General features: G+C 66.6%; 26 protein-coding genes and 1 tRNA gene. 11 read left to right on the top strand and 16 right to left on the bottom strand.

Translation table 11 applies throughout. The annotated features are described in order from the left end of the window. Positions 1-3: 3 nt before the first annotated feature. Positions 4-771: a FadR/GntR family transcriptional regulator gene (locus RH90_RS00465; protein ID WP_029624912.1), complete on the bottom strand. Its 768-nt coding sequence runs from the start codon at positions 769-771 to the stop codon at positions 4-6. A 146-nt stretch (positions 772-917) separates the two neighbouring features. On the opposite strand from RH90_RS00465, the gene manD reads away from it, so the two are divergent. The 3 genes from manD to RH90_RS00480 are packed head-to-tail and all read left to right on the top strand — an operon-like array spanning position 918 to position 5,763. Beyond that, positions 918-2,129, top strand: a complete 1,212-nt coding sequence (gene manD / locus RH90_RS00470) for a D-mannonate dehydratase ManD (protein WP_269724302.1) — start codon at positions 918-920, stop codon at positions 2,127-2,129. Positions 2,130-2,131: 2 nt separating this feature from the next. Then, positions 2,132-3,385 carry an MFS transporter gene (locus tag RH90_RS00475; RefSeq protein ID WP_029624913.1) on the top strand — a complete coding sequence of 418 codons (1,254 nt, stop codon included), beginning with the start codon at positions 2,132-2,134 and terminating at the stop codon, positions 3,383-3,385. Continuing rightward, entirely contained in the window at positions 3,382-5,763 is a 2,382-nt protein-coding gene (locus tag RH90_RS00480; RefSeq protein WP_010183205.1) for a glycoside hydrolase family 31 protein, read from the top strand. Before RH90_RS00475 ends, RH90_RS00480 begins: the two co-directional genes overlap by 4 nt. A gap of 93 nt (positions 5,764-5,856) precedes the next feature. Here RH90_RS00480 and RH90_RS00485 read toward each other — a convergent pair whose 3' ends face one another. Further along, positions 5,857-6,540, bottom strand: a complete 684-nt coding sequence (locus RH90_RS00485) for an outer membrane protein (RefSeq protein WP_010183206.1) — start codon at positions 6,538-6,540, stop codon at positions 5,857-5,859. Between the two features lie 184 nt (positions 6,541-6,724). Continuing rightward, positions 6,725-9,157 (bottom strand): TonB-dependent receptor, encoded by a 2,433-nt coding sequence (locus RH90_RS00490; RefSeq protein WP_010183207.1) that lies wholly within the window; start codon positions 9,155-9,157, stop codon positions 6,725-6,727. A gap of 282 nt (positions 9,158-9,439) precedes the next feature. On the opposite strand from RH90_RS00490, the gene RH90_RS00495 reads away from it, so the two are divergent. Continuing rightward, positions 9,440-10,045 carry a division/cell wall cluster transcriptional repressor MraZ gene (locus tag RH90_RS00495; protein WP_010183208.1) on the top strand — a complete coding sequence of 202 codons (606 nt, stop codon included), beginning with the start codon at positions 9,440-9,442 and terminating at the stop codon, positions 10,043-10,045. Between the two features lie 218 nt (positions 10,046-10,263). Here the strand turns inward: RH90_RS00495 and RH90_RS23240 are convergent, their stop codons facing one another. Both RH90_RS23240 and RH90_RS00500 read right to left on the bottom strand, forming a co-directional pair. Further along, the gene (locus RH90_RS23240; protein ID WP_157134490.1) at positions 10,264-10,410 is read right to left on the bottom strand and encodes a hypothetical protein; all 147 of its coding nucleotides are present in this window, start codon (positions 10,408-10,410) and stop codon (positions 10,264-10,266) included. Then, positions 10,407-10,949, bottom strand: a complete 543-nt coding sequence (locus tag RH90_RS00500) for a hemerythrin domain-containing protein (RefSeq protein ID WP_010183209.1) — start codon at positions 10,947-10,949, stop codon at positions 10,407-10,409. Before RH90_RS00500 ends, RH90_RS23240 begins: the two co-directional genes overlap by 4 nt. Before the next feature lie 190 nt (positions 10,950-11,139). Between RH90_RS00500 and RH90_RS00505 the strand changes: the two genes are divergently transcribed. Further along, positions 11,140-11,790 carry a hypothetical protein gene (locus RH90_RS00505; RefSeq protein WP_010183211.1) on the top strand — a complete coding sequence of 217 codons (651 nt, stop codon included), beginning with the start codon at positions 11,140-11,142 and terminating at the stop codon, positions 11,788-11,790. Next, complete coding sequence (locus RH90_RS00510) at positions 11,787-12,212, top strand: pyridoxamine 5'-phosphate oxidase family protein (RefSeq protein WP_037492583.1); 426 nt, start codon at positions 11,787-11,789, stop codon at positions 12,210-12,212. The genes RH90_RS00505 and RH90_RS00510 overlap by 4 nt, the downstream gene beginning before the upstream one ends. 5 nt (positions 12,213-12,217) lie before the next feature. Here the strand turns inward: RH90_RS00510 and RH90_RS00515 are convergent, their stop codons facing one another. From RH90_RS00515 to RH90_RS00540, 6 genes are all read right to left on the bottom strand, one after another. Then, complete coding sequence (locus RH90_RS00515) at positions 12,218-13,105, bottom strand: DUF4886 domain-containing protein (RefSeq protein WP_010183214.1); 888 nt, start codon at positions 13,103-13,105, stop codon at positions 12,218-12,220. Between the two features lie 73 nt (positions 13,106-13,178). After that, on the bottom strand, positions 13,179-13,487 hold the full coding sequence (locus RH90_RS00520) for a cytochrome o ubiquinol oxidase subunit IV (RefSeq protein ID WP_010183215.1): 309 nt from the start codon (positions 13,485-13,487) through the stop codon (positions 13,179-13,181). Next, positions 13,484-14,113: a cytochrome c oxidase subunit 3 gene (locus tag RH90_RS00525; RefSeq protein WP_010183217.1), complete on the bottom strand. Its 630-nt coding sequence runs from the start codon at positions 14,111-14,113 to the stop codon at positions 13,484-13,486. The genes RH90_RS00520 and RH90_RS00525 overlap by 4 nt, the downstream gene beginning before the upstream one ends. After that, a complete protein-coding gene (locus tag RH90_RS00530) occupies positions 14,110-16,164 on the bottom strand; it encodes a cbb3-type cytochrome c oxidase subunit I (protein WP_010183218.1) in 2,055 nt (684 codons plus the stop codon). Before RH90_RS00530 ends, RH90_RS00525 begins: the two co-directional genes overlap by 4 nt. Continuing rightward, a complete protein-coding gene (locus RH90_RS00535; protein ID WP_232280386.1) occupies positions 16,161-16,979 on the bottom strand; it encodes a ubiquinol oxidase subunit II in 819 nt (272 codons plus the stop codon). Before RH90_RS00535 ends, RH90_RS00530 begins: the two co-directional genes overlap by 4 nt. Positions 16,980-17,102: 123 nt before the next feature. Next, positions 17,103-17,366 carry a DksA/TraR family C4-type zinc finger protein gene (locus RH90_RS00540; RefSeq protein ID WP_010183220.1) on the bottom strand — a complete coding sequence of 88 codons (264 nt, stop codon included), beginning with the start codon at positions 17,364-17,366 and terminating at the stop codon, positions 17,103-17,105. 147 nt (positions 17,367-17,513) lie between these two features. On the opposite strand from RH90_RS00540, the gene RH90_RS00545 reads away from it, so the two are divergent. The 5 genes from RH90_RS00545 to RH90_RS00565 all read left to right on the top strand — a co-directional run bounded on the left by RH90_RS00545 (position 17,514) and on the right by RH90_RS00565 (position 22,557). Continuing rightward, the gene (locus RH90_RS00545; protein WP_010183221.1) at positions 17,514-17,795 is read left to right on the top strand and encodes a CsbD family protein; all 282 of its coding nucleotides are present in this window, start codon (positions 17,514-17,516) and stop codon (positions 17,793-17,795) included. A 148-nt stretch (positions 17,796-17,943) separates the two neighbouring features. Next, positions 17,944-19,020: an extracellular catalytic domain type 1 short-chain-length polyhydroxyalkanoate depolymerase gene (locus RH90_RS00550; protein WP_010183222.1), complete on the top strand. Its 1,077-nt coding sequence runs from the start codon at positions 17,944-17,946 to the stop codon at positions 19,018-19,020. 85 nt (positions 19,021-19,105) lie between these two features. Beyond that, positions 19,106-20,620, top strand: a complete 1,515-nt coding sequence (locus RH90_RS00555) for a cation:proton antiporter (protein WP_010183223.1) — start codon at positions 19,106-19,108, stop codon at positions 20,618-20,620. 102 nt (positions 20,621-20,722) lie between these two features. Beyond that, positions 20,723-21,178, top strand: a complete 456-nt coding sequence (locus RH90_RS00560) for a membrane protein (RefSeq protein ID WP_010183224.1) — start codon at positions 20,723-20,725, stop codon at positions 21,176-21,178. Continuing rightward, positions 21,175-22,557 carry an FAD-containing oxidoreductase gene (locus RH90_RS00565; protein WP_010183225.1) on the top strand — a complete coding sequence of 461 codons (1,383 nt, stop codon included), beginning with the start codon at positions 21,175-21,177 and terminating at the stop codon, positions 22,555-22,557. The genes RH90_RS00560 and RH90_RS00565 overlap by 4 nt, the downstream gene beginning before the upstream one ends. A 215-nt stretch (positions 22,558-22,772) precedes the next feature. Here the strand turns inward: RH90_RS00565 and RH90_RS00570 are convergent, their stop codons facing one another. The 5 genes from RH90_RS00570 to dapB all read right to left on the bottom strand — a co-directional run bounded on the left by RH90_RS00570 (position 22,773) and on the right by dapB (position 25,427). Continuing rightward, a complete protein-coding gene (locus RH90_RS00570; RefSeq protein WP_010183226.1) occupies positions 22,773-23,069 on the bottom strand; it encodes a UvrB/UvrC motif-containing protein in 297 nt (98 codons plus the stop codon). A gap of 434 nt (positions 23,070-23,503) precedes the next feature. Beyond that, a tRNA-Arg gene (locus RH90_RS00575) sits at positions 23,504-23,580 on the bottom strand. Between the two features lie 41 nt (positions 23,581-23,621). Next, positions 23,622-24,023 carry a hypothetical protein gene (locus tag RH90_RS00580; protein ID WP_010183227.1) on the bottom strand — a complete coding sequence of 134 codons (402 nt, stop codon included), beginning with the start codon at positions 24,021-24,023 and terminating at the stop codon, positions 23,622-23,624. A 1-nt stretch (position 24,024) separates the two neighbouring features. Then, positions 24,025-24,702, bottom strand: a complete 678-nt coding sequence (gene nth, locus RH90_RS00585) for an endonuclease III (RefSeq protein WP_010183228.1) — start codon at positions 24,700-24,702, stop codon at positions 24,025-24,027. Next, entirely contained in the window at positions 24,699-25,427 is a 729-nt protein-coding gene (gene dapB / locus RH90_RS00590; RefSeq protein WP_029624914.1) for a 4-hydroxy-tetrahydrodipicolinate reductase, read from the bottom strand. The genes nth and dapB overlap by 4 nt, the downstream gene beginning before the upstream one ends. Between the last annotated feature and the right edge of the window lie 151 nt (positions 25,428-25,578).

Raw genomic sequence — 25,578 nt, forward strand, 5'->3', positions numbered from 1 at the left:
CGCTCAGCCCGAACTCGCCACCGCCAGCTTGTCGCGAAAGCGCCGCCGCTTGGCGTCGATATCGGCGCGCGCGCGCTCGATCGCCTCGACCTCGGTCGCTTCGAGCAGCGCGTCGATGACGCGACCGAGATGCTCCCACATCGCATTGTGCGCACGGGCGGCATCGCCCGAGGCGAGCGCATCGACGATCCGCAGATGCTCGGACTGGCGCGGCGCGACACCCGCCGCGCGGACCTTCTGCGTCAACAATTTGTATTGCGGCGAGCGGCTGCGCGTGTCCCACAGCATCGCGACGGTCATCTCGAGCGCGCTGTTCCCAGTCGCGCGCGCGATCTCGAGATGGAATTCGCGGTCGGCGACTTCGGCGGTGACCAGATCGGCATTCTCCATCTCGATCACCAGCGTCCGCAGCCGTGCAAGCCGGTCTGCGTCGATCTGCTCGGCAGCGAGCCCGGCGACCTGCGATTCGATCAGCCGGCGCGCCTCGAGCAGTTCGAACCCGCCGACATCGGTTTCGCTCGGCACGCCGCCCGCTGGTTGCAGCGCCGCGACATAGACCCCCGAATTGGTCCGCACCTCGACCATGCCATCGACCTCGAGCGCGATGATCGCCTCGCGCACCGTCGGCCGCGACACCTTGTATTGCAGCGCGAGATCGCGCTCGGAGGGCAAGCGGTCTCCGATCGCATAGCGCCCGCTGGCGAGCGCGGCGCGGACATCGGAGGCGACCCGTTCGTAGAGCCTGGAAACGCGGCGCGGCTGGTCAGTCATTGCGCGATCGTGACCGAGCTTTGCCAAGAGCGCAATATCCGCAAGGTCTTAGATGCGCGATTCTTCCCTGGCCAATCTGGCCTTACCACTATGGACAGGCATCGGCGAGGTGGCTAGCATCGTACCATAATGTCGGAGAGGGCTACATCGTGAAAATCCGGGACGCGCGCGTCATCGTCACTTCGCCGGGGCGCAATTTCGTCACGCTCAAGATCGAGACCGACGAGGGGATTTACGGGATCGGCGACGCGACGCTCAATGGGCGCGAACTGTCGGTCGCCTCCTACCTCACCGACCATGTCTGCCCGCTGCTGATCGGACGCGATGCGCGCCAGATCGAGGATATCTGGCAATTGCTCTATCGCGGCGCCTATTGGCGGCGCGGCCCGGTGACGATGCGCGCGATCGCCGCGGTCGACGTCGCCTTGTGGGACATCAAGGGCAAGGCGCTGGGCACGCCGCTCTACAATCTCCTCGGCGGGCGCAGTCGCGATGCGGTCATGGTCTACGGCCATGCCAACGGCGGCGACATCGCCGAGACGGTCGACGCGGTCGCGCGCTATATCGACTTGGGCTACAAGGCGATCCGCGCGCAGACCGGCGTGCCCGGGATCAAGGATGCGTACGGCGTCGGGCGCGGCACGATGTTCTACGAACCCGCCGATGCCGCGCTCGCCAGCGTGACCGGCTGGGATACGCGCAAGGCGCTCAACCATGTGCCCAAATTGTTCGACACGCTGCGCGCCAAATTCGGCTTCGACCATCACCTGCTGCACGACGGCCACCATCGCTACACGCCGCAGGAGGCCGCCAATCTCGGCCGGATGCTCGAACCGTACCAGCTCTTCTGGCTCGAGGATGCGACGCCGGCCGAGAACCAGGAAGCGTTCAAGCTGATCCGCCAGCACACCATCACGCCGCTCGCGGTCGGCGAGATCTTCAACACGATCTGGGACTGCAAGGACCTGATCCAGAACCAGCTGATCGACTATATCCGCACCACGATCGTCGGGGCGGGGGGCGTCACGCATCTGCGCCGTATCGCCGATCTCGCCGCGCTCTACCAGATCCGCACCGGCTGCCACGGCGCGACCGATCTCTCGCCGGTGACGATGGGGACGGCGCTGCACTTCGACACCTGGGTGCCCAATTTCGGCATCCAGGAATATATGCGGCATTCGCCCGAAACGGACGCGGTCTTTCCGCACGATTACAGCTTCAAGGACGGCCATCTCTATTGCGGGGAAGCGCCGGGCCACGGCGTCGACATCGACGAAAAACTGGCGGCGAAATACCCGTACGACCCGCGCCAATTGCCGGTCGCGCGGCTGGAAGACGGCACGATGTGGAACTGGTGAGCGTGAAGATCCGCCATCTGCGTTGGTGGATCGTCGCGCTAATCTGTGTCGGGACGATCGCGAACTATCTCGCGCGCAATTCGCTCGGCGTGCTCGCGCCGCAGTTGAAGGCGAGCTTCGCGATGTCGACGCAGCAGTACAGCTATGTCGTCGGCGCGTTCCAGCTCGCCTACACCGTGATGCAGCCGATCGCGGGTTATATCGTCGACCATTTCGGGCTGCGCGCCGGGTTCGCCTTTTTCGGCGTGGCCTGGTCGGCCGCCAACATGCTGAGCGCGCTCGCGGGCGGCTGGCTGAGCCTCGCCTTCTTCCGCGCTTTGCTCGGGATGAGCGAGGCGGCGGCGATTCCGTCGGGGATGAAGGCGATCGCCGAATGGTTTCCCGCGCGCGAGCGCTCGGTCGCGACGGGCTGGTTCAACGCCGGCACCTCGTTCGGCGCGGTGCTTGCGCCGCCGATCGTTTTGGCGGTGACCTTGTGGGGCGATTGGCGGCTCGCCTTCGTCGTCACCGGCGCGGTCGGATTGGTTTGGGCGGGTGCCTGGTACGCCTTCTACCATTCGCCGAACCAGCATCCCGCGATCACGCCCGAAGAACTGGCGTTGATCGCGGCTGATCGGCCTCTCGTGCCGTCGCGCCGGGCCAGCGCGAAGGAGATTCTCGGGAGCGCGAAGTTCTGGGTGATCGCCGTGCCGCGCTTCCTCGCCGAACCGGCGTGGCAGACCTTCAGCTTCTGGATCCCGCTCTACCTCGCCACCGAACGCGGCATGGATTTGAAGCAGATTGCGATATTCGGATTCCTGCCTTTCCTCGCCGCGGATCTCGGCGGTGTGCTCGGCGGCTATCTCTCGCCCTTCTTCATCAAGCATTTCGGGATGCGGCTGATCCCGTCGCGCGTGCTTGGCATCAGCCTCGCCGCGGTGCTGATGATCGCGCCGGGCTGTATCGGCCTCGCCGCCAGCCCGTACACCGCGATCGCGCTGTTCTGCATTGGCGGTTTCGCGCATCAGATGATCTCGGTGCTGATCAACACGCTGTCGGCCGACGTCTTCACCCCCGAAGAAGTCGGCACCGCCAACGGCTTTGTCGGGCAGGCGGGGTGGATCGGCGGGCTGCTCTTCTCGCTGCTGATCGGACAGCTTGCCGACAGCATCGGCTATGCCCCCTTGTTCGGCGCGCTCGCCGTGTTCGATCTGATCGGCGCGGTCGTGCTGATCGTCTTCGTCCGTCGCCTGACCTTACCGGAAGCCCGCATATGAGACGCGCCACGATCGCCAACCCGCCACTGTTCGCGCTGACCGATCGCGCCAGCGGCCGGATCGCGTTGACCGCCGACACCGGCGCAGTGGCGCATCTGTTCGTGCTCGAGGACGATATCATGCGCCTGCTAGTGCTTGCCAACGGGACTGTGACGAGCCCGCCGAGCTGGGCGATCGCCGCGGGTGCCGAGGATATCGCCGAGCCGGGGCGCGACCGGATGGACGTCGCGGGCTTCACCTGTCCCGAGCCTCAAATCGAGGAGAGCGACGGCACGCTCTTCGTCACCGCTGCGCGGATCCGAGTAACGATCGCGCTGCACGGCCTGCACTGTCGCTGGGAGCAGCACGATGGCGCCACCTGGCAGCCGATGGCCGCCGATCGCCCGACCCAGGCCTATGACTTCGGCTGGTGGGACGGACGCGCGCATCATTATCTCGAACGCCGCGCCGACGACCGCCACTATGCGCTCGGCGAGCGCGCCGGCGCGATGGACCGCACGGGGCGCCGCTTCAACCTGACCAGTCTCGATCCGATGGGCTATGACGCCGAGCATAGCGACCCGCTTTACAAAGCGATCCCCTATGTGCTCGTCGCCGACGCAGCAGGCCGGTGCCACGGCGAGTTCCACGATACGCTCGCGCGCGTCACCTATGATTTCGGACGCGAGCTCGACAATTACCATGGGCCCTATCGCCATGTCGTCGCCGACCACGGCGATGTGGACCTGTGGATGATCGCCGGTCCCGATCCGCTCGCCGTCACCAAGCGCTTCACCTGGCTCACCGGCCGCCCGGCGCTGATGCCGGCCTGGTCGCTCGGCTATTCGGGCTCGACAATGACCTATACCGATGCGCCCGACGCCGCGGTGCAGATGCAGCGCTTCACCGCCAAGCTCGCCGAGCATGACATCGGCTGCAGCTCGTTCCATCTGTCGTCGGGCTACACCTCGATCGGCGACAAGCGCTACGTCTTCCACTGGAACCGCGACAAGTTTCCCGATCCCGCGGGCTTCGTCAGAAGCTATGCCGATGCCGGCGTCCGGCTTGTCCCCAACATCAAGCCGGCGATGCTGCTCGATCATCCGCTGATCGCCGAAGTGCGCGCGGGCGGCTTGCTGATCGCCGACGAAACGGGCGAGGAGACACAGGCGCAATTCTGGGACGCGCCCGGCGTCTATCTCGATTTCACCAACCCGGCGACGGCGGACTGGTGGAAGCGGCAGGTGACCACCGCGCTGCTCGACAACGGCATCGAAGCGACGTGGAACGACAATAACGAATATGAAGTGTGGGACGCGCGCGCGCGTATCCATGGCTTCGGCACCCCGCGCGGCGCGGCCGAGGCGCTGCCGCTCCAGGCATTGCTGATGATGCGCGCGTCGCGCGCCGCGCAAGTGGCGCATGCGCCCGACACGCGCCCCTATGTCGTCACGCGCTCGGGCATGGCCGGCCTGCAGCGCTACGCGCAGACCTGGTCGGGCGACAATCGCACCGACTGGAAGACGCTGCGCTACAATCTCAAAATGGGCCTCGGGCTCGCTTTGTCGGGCATTTCGAACAGCGGGCACGATGTCGGCGGTTTCGCTGGGCCGCCGCCCGATGCCGAATTATTGGTGCGCTGGGTGCAGGCGGGCGTGCTGATGCCGCGCTTCAGCATCCACAGCTGGAACGACGATCGCAGCGTCAACGAGCCGTGGATGCACGCCGAGGCGCTCCCTGCGATCGGGCGGCTGATGGCGCTCCGCCAGACGCTGTTGCCCTTCTTGGGCGATCTGCTGATCCGCTACAGCCGCGATTTCGAGCCGATCGTCCGGCCGCTATGGCTCGATCACCCCGCGGATGCGGCGGCGTGGATCGACGGCGACGACCATATGCTCGGCCGCGACGTGCTCGCCTCGATCGTCGTCGCGCAAGGCGCGACGACGCGCACGGTCCGGCTGCCGGGCCGCGACGACTGGTACGATGTCTGGAGCGGCACCCGCCATGCCGGCGGGAGCGTGGTCGTGGTCGACTCGCCGATCGACGGATTCCCGCCGCTCTTCGCGCGCGCGGGATCGGCGATGCTGGTCGATCTCGCGCACGGCGGCTTCGCGCCCGAGCCGCGCGACCGCGGGCTGTGGCTGTTCCCGCTGGCCGGAGCAGGACGCTTCGAAACCAGCGCGCTGGAAGAGGACGCGGCGAAGTCCGAACCGCGCGAATGGCGCGTCGCGGCGATCTGTACCGCTGATGCGATCATGCTCGACATCGCCGCGAACGACCGGCGCGCGCTGACGATCGTGCTCCCGGACGGCGAACGGCGCGATTTGGTTGTCGCAGGCGTGCCGGTGCAGACGCGGGATGACGGGAACGGTCGCCGCACGGCCCGGATCGAACGCTGACGGGTCACCCAAAGAAAACGGGCGCCCCCTTGCAAGAGCGCCCGTTGGTCTTGGCCGGAAAGGGCGGCGATACGATCGCCGCCCGCCCGATGCTTATTTGAAGCGGATGCCGACGCCGCCCATGACGCGCTGGCGCGAGGTGTGATCCGAATATTGCGAGTAGACATACTGCGCCGAGACGTAGAGGCCCGAGAGCGGACCCGAGAAGCGGTTGCCAACGCCGTATTCGACACCACCACCGAGCTGATAGCCGTCGGTGTTGTAGTGATCATAGAAGCTCTGGCCGGCGACCGGCGAGGTGAAGCGCTTGCGCTGCTCGTTGGTGACGTAGCCGCCCTTGCCGAAGACGAGGAACTGCGGGGTCACCTGGTAACCCGCGCGAACGCCGACGCCGACTTCCTGGAACGACTTGGTGCAGAGCCCACCGCCGCCGGCTGCCGTGCAGTTCTCGCTCCAGTCGTCCGAACGCCAGTAGGTCGCTTCCGGACCGACGACGAAGTGCTCGCCGAGCTGGCCGTCGAAGCCGACGGTCGCGCCGTAGCCGAACTTGTCGCGATGCACGCCCTGCGACTGGAAGCGATCGCCACCGAAATTGCCTTCGATGCGGAAACCGCGGAAGCTGCCCGAACCGCTATTGGCGGCGGCTTCGGCAGGCGTTGCAGCCGGAGCGGCGGTGGTCGTGTCCTGGGTTGCGACCGGAGCTGTGGTGTCCTGTGCGAGCGCGGGAACGGCGGTGAGGAAAGTCGCTGCGAGCGAAGCGGTGAGGAATTTGTACATTGATGGCCTCTGAAATTGCGTTGAGTGGCCGTTTAACCCGGCCGAAACGACAGAGTTCCGGGCTGTCCTGCGATCGCATCGGCAGTGTGGCATTCTGGCAACGGTCATGCTGGGCAAGGCGACGACAAAAAGCGGCGCTCCTTTAGGAAGCGCCGCCCATCGTCTTACCGGCAATCGACCCTGCTCAGTACTTCACCGTTCCGCGGACGCCAAAATAGCGTTCCGCGTCGCGCGGCACTTGCAAGCGCTGGTAGGAGTTGGAACTCACGCCATCCCCCGCGGGGGTGACGAAGCTGACATAGTATTTGTCGGTGAGGTTCTTGCCGATGAGCGAGAGCTCGACCTTGCCGTCCTTGCTGGCAAAGGTGATGTTGGCATCGAGCAGCGCATAAGGCGCCTGCTGGGCCAGCGGGGTCTGGTCGAGATCGAAATTGATCCGACTCGAATAGCTCAACTGCGATCCGAGCCGCACGTCGAACGGCAGGGTGTCGGTGAACGGCAAGCGCCAGTCGGCCCCGAGGTTGAACTTGTGTTTCGGCGCGAACGGCAGCGGCTTGCCGTTGTGCGCGAGGCAGGTGGCAAGCTGCGTCGGTGTCAGCCCCGGCGCGCCGCACGCGAACGCGCGGATCGTGCCCTCGTTATAGGTATAGCCGCCGGTCAGCGTGAAATGATCGGTCGGACGAGCGCTGAAATCGGCCTCGAACCCGCGCGAGCGCACGCGCCCGGCGTTGGTCAGCGTGACGAAGGTCTGGCCGCCCTGGGTAATGAAGCTGTTGGCCTGAAAGTTCTCGAGCAACTGGCTGTAGAGCGCGGCGTTGAGCGTCAGGCGGCGGTCGAAGAATTTCGACTTGATGCCCAGTTCGAACGCATTGCTCGTCTCGGGGCTGATCGGCGCGGTGTTGTTCGCCGTCATCGAATAGAACACGTTGAGCGCGGGGCCCTTATAGCCGCGCGAATAGGTTCCGTAGGCCATCAGGTCCGGGGTTGCCTGATATTGCAGGCCGGTCTTGCCCGACCAACCGTTGGCGCTCGTCGATTGCGCCGAGGTGAAGGCGCCCTGGATACCGGGGCGCAGCGTCGCGTCCGCAACCGACACGGTCCGCGCGAAAGTATAGGACACGGTGTCATGCGTATAGCGCAGCCCGCCAATCAGCTTGAGGTGATCGACCACTTCCCAGGTCGCCTGGGCGAAGCCCGCCTGGCTGCGGAACTTGGTGTTCCACGCAGCCGGACCGTTCGAGCTCACGAAGCTGCTGACGCCGGGCGTCGTGCTGCACGGCCGGTAGCCGGTCGCATCGACCGGCAGCGTCGAGGCCGAGCAGAAGCCGTCCGAGCGCGTGAAGGTGTCGTCCTCGTCGGTCCACCAGAAGAAGGCGCCGGCGACATATTCGAAGCGCCGACCGCTCGGCGAAGCGATGCGGATTTCCTGGCTGTACTGCTTGAAGTTCAAGCGGCCGTCGTCGCGCTGGTCGATGTTCTGCGTGGCGCCGGGGACAGCGGCGATCGCCGGAGTCGTCGCCGTGGCGGGCACGGCGGCGGTGGCGACCGCGACATATTGCCCCGATTGCGACCCGAAGTCGCCGTCGCGGAGCTGGCGGTTCTTCCAATTGCGGTACGCCGTGATCGAGGTCAGCGTATAGTCGCCGAGCTTGTAGTCGAGCGTGGCCGAGACGCCGGTGTTGGTGTCGGTCGTGCCCGGCGTGAAATTGTTGTTCAGGCGGCGATTGCCGTAGCGCGGAACCACCGGTGCCTGCCGGGGCAGGAAGATGTTGCTGAACTGCCCCGTCGGATTGACGAACGTTCCCAGGATGTCGCCGCAGCAATCGTCTTTTTCGTGGCTGTAATCGGCGGCGATGCCGACGGTCAGATCGCCAAACTCACCCCTGAGCTTGCCCTTGATCCCGAATTTTTCATAGCCGTTGACCCAGGTGTTGTTGAATACATTGCGGGCGTTGCCGTCGTAATTTCCATAGTAGCCGCTGAGCAATGCGCCGACGGTATCGCTCAGCGGGCCTGAAACGGTCGCGCTCGCGCGATATTCGGCGCGGTCGTAATAGGCGGCGGAGGCTTCGGCCTGCAGCGCCTTGGTCGGCGCGCGCGTGACGATGTTGAGCGCGCCGGCGCTCGCATTCTTGCCGAACAGCGTGCCCTGCGGCCCGCGCAGCACTTCGATCCGGTCGAGATCGGCGAATTCCTGCGTCGCCATGCCCGAGCGGCCATAGACCACGCCGTCGATGATCGTCGAAACGCTCGGCTCGGCGCCGGACGCGAACGATTGCGTGCCGAGCCCGCGGATCGCGATCGTCGAATTGACGTTGGCGGTGCCGCGCTTGAAGGTCAGCGAGGGGACGACCCGGTCGAGCGTCTCGGTGCTGTTGATGTTCTGCGCGCGCAGCGAATCGCCGCTGACGACGGTGATCGCGACGGGTACCGTCTGAAGATTTTCGGACCGGCGCTGCGCGGTGACGACAATGTCGCCGGTATCGCCGGCTGGCGCGCTGGAAGCTTGCGGATCGACCGGCGTCGCGGGACTGGTTGTCTGCGCCGCGGCGGTTTGTGCCGCCATCAGCACCGTGGCCAAAGCCAACAGGCTCGCCGTCGTATCGACCTTGCTCATATATCCCCCTCCAAATGCGCTCTTCGGCACCATGCGGCGGTTTGACCACATTCGCGCGTCGATCGTCAAGTGGTCAGGCCATTCGCCGACGGAATGCTACCTAAGGGGCGGTCCCTAGTAGATTCCCGGGGGACGGCGGCCGCCCGGTGCAACGCCGCGCGGAAGGCCCGGTACGGACACGGCTTTTTCCGAACCATGGGGAAATCAGATCGGTACTCTTACGATATTCGCTGCCGCGTCGCACGCCGTTAACCATTCGCCGACCAGTCACAGGAGCAGGCGATGGACGAGATGTATATCGGGAGCGCGATCTGCGAGGTTACGAGCGGCGGCGAACTGATGCTGCCGCGACGCTTTTTCGAAACGTCGCGCGCGCGATCGATCGACGAATATCTGCTGATCGGGCTGCATGAAGATTCGGAGTGTCTGGTCGCCTTCGACCGTGTCTACGTCATGCAGCGTCAGTTCGAAGTCTCCGAGCGCTTCGCCAAGTCGCCCGGCGGATTTCAAGACCATCACCGACTGCGCCGCCTCTATGGCTTTGTCGAGGAGGCCCCGCTCGCGCCCGATGGCATGTTGCAGCTTCCCGCGGTCTTGCGCGAGCGTGGCGGAATCGGCGCTGCAGCGCTGCTGGTGGCAAGCGGGGCGCGTTTCGAAATCTGGGATCTTGGGCATGTCCTCGCGCATGGACCGTCGGACCTCGTCACGATGGCTACGCTGCTCCGCACGAATCACCTCAACAAGGAGGTCGCCAATGGCGCTACTCTGTCTTCTGCTGGGTCACGTCCCGGCGCTCTTGCAGCACTGCAACCAGCGCTTTGCCTTCAGCCACTGCCTCCGATGTCGCCACGCCATGATCCGATCGTTCGCCGGCGTGGCACCGGGTGACACCGCGCCTGGGGGGTGGCGGCGCGTTCCGTCAGGATGGCGGGTGCGGTGGGCAGGGGAGCGCTCGCCCCGCCGACACCACCGCCGTTCGCGATGCGAGGGCGGGGTGCCGTATCTCCTCCGGATCGGGGTCGCCGCGATCTGGTGGCACGCGCAAGACGCGGTGCGCGCGCGTGCGAAACGCCCGCGGATCCTGCGCCTCGCCGCGCCGTGAGCGGTCAGGCGCCTTTCGCGCGATCCGCCTCGGGATAGTCTTCGGGCTCGACCGGGGCGATATCGGGACGATCATCGACCTTTTCCTGCGGCAAGCTGCCGCCGGTTGCGGCCTCGTCGTCCGGCGCGTCCGTCCTGTCGGTAGCGCTCATGCCGCCGTCTCGCCGGTATAGCGCGCGAATTCCTCGGCATAGCGCTTGGTGATCAGCGCCTGTTCCGACGCGTCGATATCCTCGCTCAGTTCGAGGAACCACGTGCCTTCTTCCGAATAGACATGGTGCGCGACGGCGCCGCGAATATGTTCGAGCTTGTCGAGATAATCCTCGCTCATCGGGTCGAGCCGCTCAAGCAGCCCCATCTCCATCTTGGCCGCGGCCTGCTCCTGATAGGCGAGCTCGGCGTGGCCGACCTGCTTGTCGGCGGCGAGCGCAGGATAGATCGCGGCTTCCTCGGCAACGGCGTGGCCCGTCAGGATCAGCGCCAGATCCTTTTGGGCCGCGCGGCGGGTGTCGGCGCTGGTCGCCGCCTTGACGGCGGCGAACTGTGCCTCGATTTGACGATGATGGTCGAGAATCTGCGCGAGCCAGCTTCCCGGCGTCGCCGCGGCCTCGGCCTTGGCACGCGCTTCGGCGCGCGCTTCGTCGCTTTCGGGCGGAGTGACGGCGGCAATGGCTTTGTCGAGAATAGACATGGGCACTCTCCGGTTGAAACGCTTGCCGGGTAAAACCAGCAAGTGTCGCGCCCGTTCCCCACAAAACCGCGCAAGACGCTGAAATAGCCTTCAAACTTGATGTCGATCAAGCATCATCGCATGCGTCGGGTGCGCGGAGCCAATCCGCGGGTTGATCCGTTACCGCGTCGCGTGGGCGAGAGGTGTAGGGATGGCGACGGCAAGCGATATTGCAGGTTGGATCGCGCCAGCGGCGACGATGATCGCAGCGGTGATGACGGCGGCCAACCTCGGCACGCGCGTGACCGGCTGGGGCTTCATCGTCTTCACGATCGGGTCGGTCGCCTGGTCGACCGTCGCGGTCGCCACCGGGCAGCAGAATCTGCTCTGGACCAATGGGTTTCTCACGCTGGTCAACCTCGTCGGCATCTGGCGCTGGCTCGGACGTCAGGCGCGGTATGAAGACGGCAGCCGTGCCGCGAGCGTGCGCAGCCACGCCGCGCACGTGCCGAGCCTGTTCTCGATCGGCGCGATTGCCGGGGCGCGGCTCACCGGGCGCGACGGCGTGCCGCTCGGGACGGTGGTCGACGGCATGATGCGCTGCAATGATTCGGCGCTCGCTTATATCGTGATCAGCGAGGGCGGCGTCGGCGGCGTCGGCGAACGGCTGCGGGCGTTGCATCCGCGCGAAATCACATTCTCGGCCGAGGGGCCGCGCTGCGAGCTCGATGCCGAGATGCTAGCACGCCGGCCGTTGCTCGAGCCCGGCGCCTGGCCGGTTTCGCTCGAGGCGCTGGCGGAACCTTCGCCGTTGCGACCGATTGTCGTTTCGAAACAGCAGGAGAGCGGCCGGTGCCGATGACACTCGAAGATTTGGCCGCAGCGATGCGCAAGATCGACTTCACGATGCTGACGACGGTCGCCCCCGACGGTGGCCTCGCCGCGCGACCGATGAGCAACAATGCCGACGTCGATTATGACGGCGACAGCTACTTCTTCGCGCTAGACGATACGCAAACCGTCGCCGAAATCGCGGTGAATCCGAAGGTCGGGCTGACGCTGCACGGCAATTCGGGCCTGCTCGGCAAGCCGCCGCTGTTCATCGCCGCCGCGGGCGAGGCCGAACTCATCCGCGACAAAGCGGTGTTCGTCGAGCATTGGAATCCCGATCTCGAACGCTGGTTCGAACAGGGTGTCGATACGCCCGGCCTGGTGCTGATCAAGGTGCATGCCGAGCGGGTGCATTATTGGAACGGCGAGGATCAGGGCGAAATTCGGCCGTAACCGCTTCACCGGCGCGGCCGGGTCTCGGCGGCGAGCTGATCGTGCGCGACCCGCTGTAGCGCGGTCGCCTGGGTGGGCGACAGGCCGAGTTCGTCGGCCGCGCTTTCGTCTTTGCCGAGCGTAAGCGGATCGACCCCGGTTATGCGCCCGAACACGACCAGCGCTTCGAGATAATAGCCGTAGACGCTCGCGTGATACTGGTCGTAGCTCCACAGATCGAGCTTCCCGAACGGTACGCCGTCATACGGGTTGGCGTCGGCAAGACCGGTCTGGATCGCGCGATTCCACGCTTCGCCGACGGGCAGCACGTCCGTAGCCCCGCGCGTCGCTGCGCGTGCGCGGTTGGCGGCGGCGCGCAGATCGAGCGCCATCGCCGTAATCGGGCGGCCGTACCAGTGCCCCTTGGGCCGATAGGTTTCGTCGGCGCGACTCCACGTCGCCATCAATTCGATCTGCACCGCCGGATTGTAACCGCGAAACAGCGTGGCGAGACGCGGTACGCTGCGGAGATAGCCGCTCGCATCGCCGGGGCGGTCGTGGTCGAGCGTGCTGAACTCTTGGAGCACGACGACGTCCCAGGCGCGCTCGAACAGTGCGCGGCGCTCGTCATAATGGAAGGCGAGCGACTGGCCGCCCTGCGTCTCGAGGCTCACCGCGTAATTGAGCCCGGCTTCCTCGGTGAACTCCTTGAACAGCGCGGGCACCCCGCCATAGCCGTCGCGGTTGAGATCGACGACGGTGCCGGCATGCCAGTTGCGTACCGGCGAATGCGCGCCCTGCGTGAAGCTGTTCCCGATGAAGAGAATCGTGCGCAGGCGCGGCTGCGCCGAGGCGGGGGCAGACGCGAGCAGCGCGAGCCCGATGGCAAGCGTCTTCAAGCCGTTGATCATCATCTACCCCTGTGTCGCGATGCCGCTGGGGCCCTATCGGAAATCTCGCGCGCGACTGCAAACACCGTTTCGCGCGCTACATCATGCGCTCGCGCAGGTTGAGCAGGATGACGAGCGTGCCCGCGACCATGAGCGCGATGATCAAGCTCGAGAACAGGATGAGCTGGAGGTCCGCGCGCGCCGATTTGCGCAAATCGATGTGCAGGAAGCAGCGGAAGTGAACGAGGATCTGGACGAGCCCGAGCGCGAAGACGAGTCCCAGCGTATGCGACGGGGCAATCCGCCACGCGACGCACGCGAAGGCCGCGCCGGTCAGCGCGAGCGCGAGCAGCAAGCCGATGCTGTAGCTGGCGAGCGCGCGCCGGAAGCCGCGGGCGTCCTTCATCGGATCAGCCCCTGCAGATAGACGACCGAGAAGATCGCCACCCAGACGATATCGAGAAAGTGCCAGAACAACCCGAGCCGGAGCAGGTTGAGCTTGACCGGCGTATCGCACCCGAACACCCGGATCTGAACGAGCATCACGCCGATCCACACCAGCCCGGCGGCAACATGCAGCCCGTGCAACGGTACCAGCGAGTAGAACGCGGAGAGGAAGCCGCTGCGGCTCGGTACCGCGCCGAGCGACGCCATTTCGGCGAAATCCTTCACCTCGAGCGCGAGGAAGGCGAGTCCCAGCAGCGCGGTCAGCCCGAGCCAGGCGTAAAGGTAGCGCGTGCCGATCTCGTGCTTCATCACGAGCGAGGCCATGCCGAAGGTGAAGCTGCTCGCGAGCAGGATCAGCGTTTCGAGCAAGGTGCCCGACAAATGAAACCCGCTCGCCGGACCCGGGCCGGGCGCGCCCGCGGTGCCCGGGAGCAGCACGCCATAGGTCGCGAAGAGCAGCGCGAAGATCACCGCGTCGCTCATCAGGAAGATCCAGAAGCCGAACAGCGCGCTGTCGGCGGCGTCGTCGGCTTCACCATGGCTTTCGCCGAGGTTGAGCCCGGCGTGGCGGTTGCTGTCGCTCATCCTGCCATCACCTTGGCGAGGCCGTGGTTGACCGACTGCGTTTCCTCATCGCGCTCGATCGGCAAGGCCGCGGCGATCGCAGCGTGCCAGCGCGCTTCGGTTGCCGCGACCTCGTCGGCCGAGATCACGCGGTGCGTATCGCGCACGAAGCTGCGCGCGATCACCGCGCCGATCGCGACCGCGAGGCCGAGCAATGCGAGCCACCAGATATGCCACACCAGGCCGAACGCGCAGCCCGCCCCGGCCAGGCCGATCACCGGGCCGACCGCGCTGTTGCGCGGCATTTCGATCGCCTCATAAGAATCCGGCGGCGCGTAGGCGAAGCCGTCCTGCTTCGCCTGCCAGAAGGCGTCGCGGCCGTGGACCTGGGGCACCACCGCGAAATTATATTCGGGCGGGGGCGCGGAGATCGCCCATTCGAGCCCGCGCGCATCCCACGGGTCGCCGACCGCAACGCGGTTCTGGTCGCGGTCGCGGATGCTGACCCACAGCTGGATCGCCAGCGCGGCAAACGCGCAGAACAGCACCAGCCCGCCGAACGCTGCGATCAGCAGCCACGGCTGATACGCCGCCTCGGACACTTGCTGGCTGCGGCGCGGCATCGCCTCGAGCCCGAGCACGTAGAGCGGCATGAAGGCGAGATAGAACCCGCCGACCCAGCACGCGCACGACACCCGACCCCAGAATTCGTTCAGCCGATAGCCGAACGCCTTGGGGAACCAGTAATGGTACGCCGCGAGCATCGCGAACAGCAGCCCCGGGATCAGCATGTTGTGGAAATGCGCGACGAGAAAGACGGTGTTGTGCGTGACATAATCGAGCGGCGGCATCGCCAGTATGATCCCGGTCATCCCGCCGATCACGAAGGTGACGATGAAGGCGAGCGAATAGAGCATCGGTACGGTGAAGCGGATTCGCCCGCGGAACATCGTCCAGATCCAGTCATAGACCTTCACGCCGGTCGGGATGCCGATCAGCATCGTCGCGATGCCGAACGCGGCGTTGACGTCGGCGCTCTGGCCCATGGTAAAGAAGTGATGGAGCCAGACGGTGAAGGAGAGCACCGCGATCGCCATCGTCGCGCAGACCAGCGAGACATAGCCGAACAGCCGCTTCGACGAGAAGGTCGCGATCACCTCGGAATAGACGCCGAACGCGGGGAGGATCAGGATGTACACCTCGGGATGGCCGAACAGCCAGAAGAGGTTGGCATAGTTCATCACATTGCCGCCCGCCTCGTTGGTGAAGAAATGCATCCCGGCATAGCGATCGAGCGCGAGCAGCCCGGTCGCGACGGTCAGCGGCGGGATCGCGAAGATCAGCAGAATGCTGGTGCACAACGCCGTCCAGCAGAACAGCGGCATGTGGAACCACGTCATGCCCGGCGCGCGGCCCTTGTAGAGCGTCACTGCGAAATTGATGCCGGTGAGCAGCGACCCGATCGAGGCGAGCGTCACCGCCCAGATCCAATAATCGGGCCCGACGCCGGGGCTGAACGCTATCCCGGTGTACGGCGGGTAGCCGGTCCACCCGCCGGTCGAGAAGCGCCCGAGCACCAGCGCCGCCATCATCAGCCACGCGCCCGCCCAGGTCAGGCAGAGGCTGATCGAATTGAGCAGCGGAAACGCCACGTCGCGCGCGCCGATCTGCAGCGGCATCGCGAAATTGATCACGCCCGTGAGCAGCGGCATCGCCACGAAGAAGATCATGATCGTCCCGTGCGTGCTGAACAGTTGCGCGAAATGCTCTGGCTCGACGAAGCCCGGCTGGTTGACCGCATCGGCCTGTTGCAGCCGCATCAGGATCGCCTCGACCAGCGCACGCGCGAGCATCACGAAGGCGATGATGAAATATTGCACGCCGATCCGCTTGTGATCGACGCTGGTGAACCATTCGCGCCACAGATAGCGCCATTTGCCCAACCACGTGACCAGCCCGATCACCGCGATCGCTCCCGCCACCGCGATCGCCGCCGCGGCGGTGGCGAGCGCGCTGTAGAAGGGCAGGGCGTCGAACGAGAGGCGGCCGAGCAGGAAATAGTACGCGGTCATCGGTTCGCCCCGCTCGTCGCTGCGCCACGCCGCACGATCGCGTCGAACATGCCGGGTTGTAGGCCTGATAACAGCCGCGGTTGGTCGATCGTGCCGGGCCTGGTCAGGCGGCGATAGCGCGCGGCGTCGAGTCGGTCAGGCGAGGCTTGTGCGCGCGCGATCAGTCGATCGAACGCCGGGCTCGACAGCGCGAGCAGGCGGAAATGCTGCCTGGCAAAGCCGTCGCCATTATATTGCGTGTTCTCGCCGATGAAGCTGCCGCCGCGCGGCGCGAGCAGGTTGAGCTGCGTCGTCATCCCCGCCATCGCGTAGATCTGGCCGCCGAGCTGCGGGATCAGGAACGACTGCATCACGGTCGTGCTGGTCAGATGCAGCCGCAGCGGCCGGCCGACCGGAACGGCGAGCACGTTGACCGTCGCGATCCCCTGCTCCGGATAGAGAAATACCCACTTCCAATCCATCGCGACGACCTGAACATCGAGCGGGGGCTGCGTGCTGGCGAGCGGGCGGTAGGGATCGAGCCGATGCGTTGCGTGCCAAAGCACGACGCCGAGAAAGAGCACGATCGCCACGGGAATGCCCCACACCACGCATTCGAGGATGCGCGAGAAATCCCAGCGCGGCGTGTAGGCCGCGCCGCCATTCCAGCGATACCGCCAGGCAATGAGCGGTGTCAGCAGCAACACGGGAACGACGACGATCAGCATCGCCGCGCCGACGATCCAGAACAATGTCGCGGTTTCGGCGGCATTGGGGCCGGGACCGGTCAGGAAGCTTGGCCCGCAGAGCAACGAGCAGGAGCCGACGTGCGTCATCGCCACTGGCGCAGCCCGCGGCGGCACGCCTTCGCCCGCATTGTCAGCTTTACGCGCACCACCCGGATCCCCTTCGTGTCGCGCAACCTATGGCGCGCGAGAAAGGTCCCGGGTGCGCGATTATTAGCGCAACTGGCTGTCCTTGCTGCCGCGCCGGTTGATCCCGACGCTGCGGATCTTCGCGTCGCGGTCGGACTGGCAGGCGATACAAGTGCGCGCGCCGGGCAGCGCGGCACGGCGCGCTTCGGGAATATCCTCGCCGCATTGCTCGCAATAGAGCGCCGCCTCGCCGCCCAGCAGTCGCGCGCGCGCGGCCTCGACCGCGTCCGCCACCGTGTCGTCGATCTGATCCTGTACCGCGCCGTCCTGCGCCCAACCGTTCGCCATGTCCGTATCCCATTCTCGAGCCATAGAAATGGGAAGTGCGGACAGCTTTTCCAGCATTGCAGCGCTGCGGACGGGACCTTCTTTCCGAAACGGTCGTTATGCCGCCAAGCGCGCCACGACCGGTTTAGCGCCAACGAAAGGCAAATCATGAACAGCACGACGCTCAAGGGTGAAGGTCAGGATCTCGGCGGCAGCATCAAGGAAGCTGCAGGCAAGCTGACCGGCGACACGTCGCTGCAGGGCTCGGGCGTCGCCGATCAGGTCGTCGGCAATGCCAAGCAGGTCGCCGGTGCCGCGATGGACGCCGTGTCGAACCCCGGCCCGCTGGTCGACAAGGCGCGCAGCTTCGCGCGCGAGCGGCCGTATGCGACCGCTGCACTGGTCGGCGTGCTGGGTCTCGCCGTGATCAACACGCTGCGCGGCAAGTAAGATCGCGCCCGTGCGTCGCCATGCCGGTTGGCATGGCGACGTGCGGGGCATCTCAAAAGAATCTGCAGCTTCTTATTGTGCACTGCAACATAAACGCTATCTTCAAGAGCCAGCCTGGCGAGTCCAGGCGTTAGTGACGAGGCCCGACATGCGGCGCATCTCCGACACGCTCGCGCGGATGGCGGCGTATAATTATTCGGCTCCCTTCCCGGACACGTCGAGCAGACTGGCTCCCCTGACTGATTTCGGCAGCGATCCCGGCGCGCTCGGCGCTTATTCCTATGTTCCGCCTAATCTCGCGGCAAACGCTGCGCTGGTAGTCGTGCTACACGGCTGCACCCAAAACGCCGCGGGCTATGATCAGGGCAGCGGCTGGTCGACGCTGGCGGACCGCCATGGCTTTGCCTTGCTCTATCCCGAGCAGCGCCGCGCCAACAATATGAACCTGTGTTTCAATTGGTTCGACCGTGCCGACATCGCGCGTGCGGGCGGCGAGGCGCAGTCGATCGCGCAGATGGTCGAGACGATGGTCGCGCGCCACGCGCTCGACCGCAGCCGCATCTTCGTCACCGGCCTGTCGGCGGGCGGCGCGATGACGGCGGTGATGCTCGCCACTTATCCCGATCTGTTCGCCGCCGGTGCGATCATCGGCGGGCTTGCCTATGGCGGCGCGACCAGCGTGTCGCAGGCGCTCGACCGCATGCGCGGGCACGGCGCGGCGAGCGCCACCGCAGCGGCGGAAACGGTGCGCGACGCGTCCGACGGCGTGTCGCACCGCTTACCCGCGGTGTCGATCTGGCAGGGCGAGGCCGACGCCACGGTCGTTCCCGCCAATGCCGATCAGCTCGCGGCGCAGTGGCGCGCTGTGCACGGCTTGGCGGCCAGGCCGAGCGAAACGCGGCGCGGCGCGACCTGGGAGCATCGCCTGTGGCGCGATGCATCGGGTCGTGCCGCGGTCGAGCAGTGGAGCGTCGCCGGGATGGGGCACGGCGTGCCGATCGACCCGTCGGGCCCTGACGGGCTCGGCGAGGCGGGCCCCTATATGCTCGATGTCGGGCTTTCAAGCACGCAGGCGATCGCCACTGCTTGGGGGTTGAGTGAGGGGACCGCCGTCCCGCACCCGGTGGATCGGCCCGAGGCAGCTACGCCGCGGTCCGACGTGCCGGCGAATTCGGTGCAGACGATCATCAACCGTGCGCTTCGTGCGGCAGGGCTCGTACAATAAGGCGCGCGCATCCACGAGGATCGCTGCCCGCGCGAGCGGCACCGTGGCGCCTGACAGGCGCGCGCGCGCTTGATACGATCGCGCCATGACGTTCTTCGAAAGCCTGTTGGCGTTGCTGTTCGCGGCGATCGTCTCGCTCCAGGCCTCGCGCCGGCTCGGTCTGCCCTATCCCGCGATGCTCGCGATGGGCGGGGTAATCGTCGCCTTCGTCCCCGGCGCGCCGACGATCGCGATCGACCCCAATACCGTGCTCGCCTTGTTCATCGCGCCGGTGCTGCTCGATGCGGCGTTCGATTTCCCGTTGCATGCCGCGAGGCGCTTGTGGCGCCCGCTGTCGATCCTCGCGGTCGGCGCGATCCTCGTCACGACCGGCGTGGTCGCGTGGATCGGCGTCGCGTTCGTCGGCCTGCCGCTCGCCGCGGCGGTTGCGCTTGGTGCGATCGTCGCACCGCCCGATGCCGCGGCGGCGACCGCGGTGCTCGGCACGGTTTCGCTTCCCAAGCGGACGATCGCGGTATTGAAGGGCGAGAGCCTGTTCAACGATGCGACCGCGCTGCTGCTGTTCGGCGCGGCGCTCGCGGTACAGGCCAATGGCGGCTTCGGCACCAAGGTCGCGCTGGAACTCGCTTTCGCCGCGCCGGGCGGCATCGTCCTCGGCATCGCCAGCGCCTTTGCCTTCCAGTGGCTCGGCAAATTCGTCGCGGGCACGCTCGGCGGCAATATCCTGCAGTTCATCAATGCCTTTGCGGTGTGGATCGTCGCCGAGCATCTGCATCTCTCGCCGGTGCTCGCCGTCGTCGGCTGCGCGATGACGATCGCGCGCAACGGCGGCGACGGATCGCCGCGGATGCGAGTCCACAGCTTCGCGGTGTGGGCGACCGTCGTGTTCCTGTTCAACGTGCTCGCCTTCCTGTTGATGGGCATGCAGGCGCGGCTGATCGTCGGGCGCATGACGCGGGTGCATCTGTGGGATTCGCTCGCGGTCGCGGGCGTGGTGGTGCTCGCGGTCATCGTCGCGCGCATCGTGCTCGTCATGGGGTGGAACCTCCTCGCCAAGCGCTTCGTCGCGCTGCGCGGCGATTTGCCGCCGCCATCGCTGGCGCAAGGCGTCTTCGTCTCGTGGTGCGGGATGCGCGGGTTGATCACGCTGGCGACCGCCTTTGCCTTGCCGAGCACTTTCCCGCAGCGCGACACCGTCGTGCTAACCGCGTTCGCGGTCGTGCTCGTCACGCTGATCGTGCAGGGCATGACGCTCGCGCCACTGATCCATTGGCTGGGGCTCGACGCGGTCGATGATCCCGACCAGGAACTCGCCGAGGCGCGGCGCGACCTAGCGCACGCCGGCGCTGCGGCGCTCGACGGGTCGGATGGGCGCGAGACCGAGCACTTTCGCTATGCCTATGCGCTGCTCGGTACCGCGGGCGAGAAGCGCTATCGCAAGATCGGGCTCAAGGGCATCGCGGCCGAACGCGAGCGGCTCGAGGCGTTGCGCGCCGAGGATGCGCTTGGGGACGACAGCTATTACCGATTGCAGGAGGAGGTCGACTGGCGCGAGCTTTCGCTGCTGCCCGAAGGCGAACGGCGTATCGAGGAAAGCTGACGCGCGGTCCTTCGCCTGCACTATCCGATCGCTTGCACGACTCGTTTGACCGCGCCGGGCGCGCATGGGAGGACGGGCGCTCGCTTCCGAAGGACTTGCTCCATGATCCTGCTCGCGTTGCTCATCGGTATCGTCGCGGGGTCGCGCACGATGCTCGCGCCTGCCGCGATCGCCTGGGCGGCCGCCGCTCGCGGGCTCGCGCTCGACGGAAGCTGGCTGGCGTTTTTCGGCTGGCGGTTCACGCCGTGGATCGTGTCGCTGCTCGCGCTCGGTGAATTGGTCGGCGACGTGCTGCCGACGACGCCGAGCCGCAAGCAGGCGGGGCCGTTCGGCGCGCGGCTGGTAAGCGGCGGTGTGTCGGGCGCGGCGATCGGGATCGGGGCGGGCAAGCCGCTGCTCGGGCTGGCGCTCGGCGTCGCGGGCGCCGTGGTCGGCACGTTGGGGGGTGCGGCGCTGCGAACGCGTCTGGCTGTGGCGTTCGGGCGCGACCTGCCCGCTGCAGTGATCGAGGACGCGATCGCGCTCGCGGCGGCGGCGTATGTGGTGGTCGCGCTGTGACGCGCCGCTTCGATGCGATCATCATCGGCGCTGGCCAGGCCGGACCGCCGCTCGCCGGGCGGCTCACCGCCGCGGGCATGACCGTCGCGCTGATCGAGCGCAAGCTGGTCGGCGGGACCTGCGTCAATACCGGCTGCATGCCGACCAAGACGCTCGTCGCCAGCGCTTATACCGCGCATCTCGCGCGCCGGGCCGCCGATTTCGGCGTGCGGACGGGGCCGGTGACGATCGACATGCCCGCGGTCGCGGCGCGGGCGCACAAGGTGACGCTCGATGCGCGGACGAGCAACGAGCGCTGGCTCGCTACGATGGAGCGGCTGACCTTCCTGCGCGGCCATGCGCGGCTGACCTCGCCGACGACCGTCGATGTCGATGGCGATACGCTGGAAGCGCCGCGGATCTTCCTCAACGTCGGCGGTCGCGCGACCGTGCCCGACATGCCGGGCGTCGCCGACGTGCCGCATCTCGACAATACCGACATGGTCGCGCTGGCGGAGGTTCCCGCGCATCTGGTCGTGGTCGGCGGCAGCTATATCGGGCTCGAATTCGCGCAGATGTACCGCCGCTTCGGCGCCGCGGTCACGGTGGTCGAGCGCGGCGACCGGCTGGTCGCGCGCGAGGATCCCGAAATCTCCGACGCGGTTCGCCAGATCCTCGAGGACGAAGGCATCGTGATACGCGCGGGCGCGAATTGCATCGGCTTTGCGCCGCACGAGGCGGGCGTGGCGGTGTCGGTCGATTGCCAGGATGGCGATCCGGTGGTGGTCGGCAGTCACGTCCTGCTCGCGGTCGGACGGCGACCCAACACCGACGATCTCGGGCTCGATGCGGCGGGGGTGAAGACCGACGCGCACGGCTATGTCACGGTCGATGACGGGTTGCAGAGCAATGTTCCCGGCATCTGGGCGCTCGGCGATTGCAACGGGCGCGGCGCCTTCACGCATACCGCCTATAACGATTTCGAGATCGTCGCCGCCAATCTGCTCGACGGCGCACACCGCAAGGTCAGCGCGCGAATCCCGGGCTATGCGCTCTATATCGATCCGCCACTCGGCCGCGTCGGGATGACGCAGTCACAGGCGGTCGCCGCGGGCCGGTCGATCCTCGTCGCGACGCGCCCGATGACGCGCGTCGGCCGCGCGGTCGAGAAGGGCGAGACCAAGGGGATGATCAAGATCGTCGCCGATGCGCAGACCCAGCGCATCCTCGGCGCAGCGATCCTCGGCACGGGCGGCGACGAGGCGATCCACGGCATCCTCGACATGATGAACGCCGATCAGCCGCTCGATGTGCTGCGCTGGGCGGTGCCGATCCATCCGACGGTTTCCGAACTGATTCCCACGGTGCTCGAGAGCCTTGCGCCGCTTACGTCGACCTGACGCACCGATGATGTCGCGGCATGCGATCCTATCGGCGCGGGCGTCGCCGCTCGTGATCGTATTCTTCGAGATGCGGTCGCCGCGTACCCAGATTCCCGTGACCTATATCGCTTGATCCGGGCGCGCGAACGACCGCGTAGGTCGGCATCGCGTCGTGCGAAGCGCGGTCGAGGTCGCCTTCGCTCGTCGAATCGCGCGCGCCATATTGCGCGCGGTCAGTCTCCCTCCGTCCGGTGTCGGCTGCGCTTCGAGCGGCCAGCAGTCATCGGGTCGGGCTTAGGCGGCGCGCGCCATCCGGCGGGCGGGGTCACCCTCTGCTGACTGGTTCCCAATCCCATCGCGCCTGGCGCTTGGCGCTGCAAACCCGCACAGCTCGCCGCTTCGGCCTCCGCCGCCGTTGCGCCGCCCCGCATCGCACTGATCATGTCGCGGCATCGGCCCGCTTCCTCAAAATCGAGCGCGGCGACGGCCGCGTCCATTCGGTGCTGCAATGTCTCGATCGTCACTGGCATCTGGCCTCAACGCATGACGACGCTTTCAGGTCGCACGGGTGCCCGTCCGGCCCGATTCGCTGTGTTGTCCGGCAAAGTATCCCGAGGATTCTGCGCCGCCGATCGCGAGCGGACGCTCTTCGTCCCGATCCTCTGGCGAATCTGCTCCCGGTTTGCTGAGCCAACGCCAGACCGGCATCGCCTGACAGAACTCGGCTTTGCGCGCACAGCTCTTTCCGAACAGAGCGCGGATCAAGCATTCCTGGGGTTATTGCCGCCTGCTGTTCATGCTTCACGATATCGTCTGATGACGCTGAACGGGCAGCCCCGTCCTCGGCGCGCCGCTTCGCAACTCGGGTCCAAACCCGTAATAACCTGACAACGGCCGCCCACGAAATGCCGCTTTTCCTGCGGTTTCACCAATCAGCCTGGGAAGCGGCTAAGCTAATGCGAAATGGTGCACCCGACTGGATTCGAACCAGTGGCCTCTGCCTTCGGAGGGCAGCGCTCTATCCAGCTGAGCTACGGGTGCCTGACCGCTCGACTAGCAAAGGCTGTGCCCCGGCGCCAGCCCTAGTTGCGTCGGCGCGGCCCGGTCGTTTGCGTCAATGTCACCGGTTGGAACACGCCGAGACCACAGGTCGCGCCGCGGCTCAGCCCCGTGCCGCCGCCCGTCTCGAGTACGGTGATCGTATCGGTCGAACACAGCTGGCTGAGGCTCGTCGCATAGCTGAAGCGCTCTTCGAACCCCAGGCTGGGGCAGGCGAAGGGCAGCGTGTTGCGATAGACCGTGCCGCCGCTCGTCACGAAATCGATCGTGCGGTCGTCGCGGACATGGCTCTCGCGCATGTTGCTGATCGGAATACAGCGTTGCGGCGTGCCGGTTGGAGTCGCCTCGGGCACGTGGCCGCGGTCGCGCGCGACGCTGGGTGCGGCGAAGGCGGCGAGGGCGAGGGCGGCGAACAGCATGCGCATGTCAGGGCTCCGGACGATCGAGGGTCTTGGGCGTCGCGACCTTGGGGGGCGGGGTCTTCGGCTTGAACGCACAGAGATCGGCAACGATGCAGCGCCAGCATTCGGGCGTGCGCGCCTTGCAGACATAGCGGCCGTGGAGAATCAGCCAGTGATGCGCGTGCAGCCGGAACGGCTGCGGCGTCGCCTTGTCGAGTTTCAGCTCGACCGCGAGCGGAGTCTTGCCGCGCGCGAGCCCGGTGCGGTTGCCGACGCGGAAGATGTGCGTGTCGACCGCGAAGGTTTCGGCGCCGAACGCCACGTTCAGCACGACATTGGCGGTCTTGCGCCCGACCCCCGGCAGCGTCTCGAGCGCGTCGCGGTCGTTCGGAACCTCGCCGCCATAGATGTCGACCAGCCGCTGCGACAGCGCGATGACGTTCTTCGCCTTGGTGTTGAACAGGCCGATCGTCTTGATGTGCTGTTTCAGCCCCTCCTCGCCGAGATCGAGCATCTGCTGCGGCGTCGTCACCGTCTCGAACAGCCGCCGCGTCGCCTTGTTGACGCCCACGTCGGTCGCCTGCGCCGACAGCGCGACCGCGACGACGAGCTGGAAGGGATTGCCCGCCTCGAGCTCGGTCTCGGGGTGCGGGTTGTCGGCGGCGAGCCGCGCGTAGAATTCGACGATCTCGGCGCGCTTCACACCCCGAGCACCTCGTCCATTGCGTAGCGCCCGGCCGGCTTGCCGACGAGCCACAAGGCTGCGGTGATCGCGCCGCGCGCGAAGATCGCGCGATTCTCGGCGCGATGGCCGAGCTCGATCCGCTCGCCCTCGCCAGCAAAGACGATCTGGTGGTCGCCCGCGACCGATCCGCCGCGCAGACTGGCGAAACCGATCGTCCCTTCCGACCGCGCGCCGGTCAGCCCGGCGCGATCGGCGACGCGCGCCTCGGCGAGCGGGATGCCGCGACCCGCCGCCGCCGCTTCGCCGAGCAGCAAGGCGGTGCCCGAGGGCGCGTCGACCTTGTGGCGGTGGTGGAATTCGGCGATCTCGATGTCCCATTCGGGCCCGAGCCGGGCGGCCGCTTCGCGCACCAGCTTGGCGAGCAGCGTGACCCCGAGCGAGACGTTGCCAGTCTGCAGCACTGCGATCTCCGCCGCGGCGGCATCGATCATCGCGTGGTGCGTCGTGGTGAGGCCGGTCGTACCGATCAGGATCGGCGTTCCCGCTTGGCGCGCTGCCGCCAATGTGCGCTCGAGCGCCGAGGGCGAGGAAAAATCGACCAGCACGTCCGAATCGTGTGCGATGCCTGCCGGATCGCCGCCCGCATCGATCCCGCCAGCGAGCGTCGCGCCCAGATCGGGCACGATCGCCGCCAAGGCCTGTCCCATGCGCCCGGCGCTGCCAATGATCCCGATCGCGGTCACGCCCATTCCCCTTCGATTGGCTCGCGGCGGCCTTAGCCAATGGTCGCGCGACATGCCATGCGCGAATTGCCCAAGGCTCGCGCTTGCATCGTGTTCTATCCCGTCCGGAGGCGGACCGGTCCTCTGGAACGAAGAATAGCAGCTTTCATCG

It is taken from the genome of Sphingomonas sp. PAMC 26605, from assembly GCF_000241485.1.
Classification (GTDB): Bacteria; Pseudomonadota; Alphaproteobacteria; order Sphingomonadales; family Sphingomonadaceae; genus Sphingomonas.

Bases quoted from the DNA above. Each gene is read 5' to 3' on its own strand.
- RH90_RS00465 (WP_029624912.1), bottom strand. From the start codon at position 771: ATGACTGACCAGCCGCGCCGCGTTTCCAGGCTCTACGAACGGGTCGCC.
- RH90_RS00480 (WP_010183205.1), top strand. From the start codon at position 3,382: ATGAGACGCGCCACGATCGCCAACCCGCCACTGTTCGCGCTGACCGAT.
- RH90_RS00485 (WP_010183206.1), bottom strand. From the start codon at position 6,540: ATGTACAAATTCCTCACCGCTTCGCTCGCAGCGACTTTCCTCACCGCC.
- RH90_RS00490 (WP_010183207.1), bottom strand. From the start codon at position 9,157: ATGAGCAAGGTCGATACGACGGCGAGCCTGTTGGCTTTGGCCACGGTG.
- RH90_RS00495 (WP_010183208.1), top strand. From the start codon at position 9,440: ATGGACGAGATGTATATCGGGAGCGCGATCTGCGAGGTTACGAGCGGC.
- RH90_RS23240 (WP_157134490.1), bottom strand. From the start codon at position 10,410: ATGAGCGCTACCGACAGGACGGACGCGCCGGACGACGAGGCCGCAACC.
- RH90_RS00500 (WP_010183209.1), bottom strand. From the start codon at position 10,949: ATGTCTATTCTCGACAAAGCCATTGCCGCCGTCACTCCGCCCGAAAGC.
- RH90_RS00505 (WP_010183211.1), top strand. From the start codon at position 11,140: ATGGCGACGGCAAGCGATATTGCAGGTTGGATCGCGCCAGCGGCGACG.
- RH90_RS00510 (WP_037492583.1), top strand. From the start codon at position 11,787: ATGACACTCGAAGATTTGGCCGCAGCGATGCGCAAGATCGACTTCACG.
- RH90_RS00515 (WP_010183214.1), bottom strand. From the start codon at position 13,105: ATGATGATCAACGGCTTGAAGACGCTTGCCATCGGGCTCGCGCTGCTC.
- RH90_RS00520 (WP_010183215.1), bottom strand. From the start codon at position 13,487: ATGAAGGACGCCCGCGGCTTCCGGCGCGCGCTCGCCAGCTACAGCATC.
- RH90_RS00525 (WP_010183217.1), bottom strand. From the start codon at position 14,113: ATGAGCGACAGCAACCGCCACGCCGGGCTCAACCTCGGCGAAAGCCAT.
- RH90_RS00530 (WP_010183218.1), bottom strand. From the start codon at position 16,164: ATGACCGCGTACTATTTCCTGCTCGGCCGCCTCTCGTTCGACGCCCTG.
- RH90_RS00535 (WP_232280386.1), bottom strand. From the start codon at position 16,979: ATGACGCACGTCGGCTCCTGCTCGTTGCTCTGCGGGCCAAGCTTCCTG.
- RH90_RS00540 (WP_010183220.1), bottom strand. From the start codon at position 17,366: ATGGCGAACGGTTGGGCGCAGGACGGCGCGGTACAGGATCAGATCGAC.
- RH90_RS00545 (WP_010183221.1), top strand. From the start codon at position 17,514: ATGAACAGCACGACGCTCAAGGGTGAAGGTCAGGATCTCGGCGGCAGC.
- RH90_RS00550 (WP_010183222.1), top strand. From the start codon at position 17,944: ATGCGGCGCATCTCCGACACGCTCGCGCGGATGGCGGCGTATAATTAT.
- RH90_RS00555 (WP_010183223.1), top strand. From the start codon at position 19,106: ATGACGTTCTTCGAAAGCCTGTTGGCGTTGCTGTTCGCGGCGATCGTC.
- RH90_RS00560 (WP_010183224.1), top strand. From the start codon at position 20,723: ATGATCCTGCTCGCGTTGCTCATCGGTATCGTCGCGGGGTCGCGCACG.
- RH90_RS00570 (WP_010183226.1), bottom strand. From the start codon at position 23,069: ATGCCAGTGACGATCGAGACATTGCAGCACCGAATGGACGCGGCCGTC.
- RH90_RS00580 (WP_010183227.1), bottom strand. From the start codon at position 24,023: ATGCGCATGCTGTTCGCCGCCCTCGCCCTCGCCGCCTTCGCCGCACCC.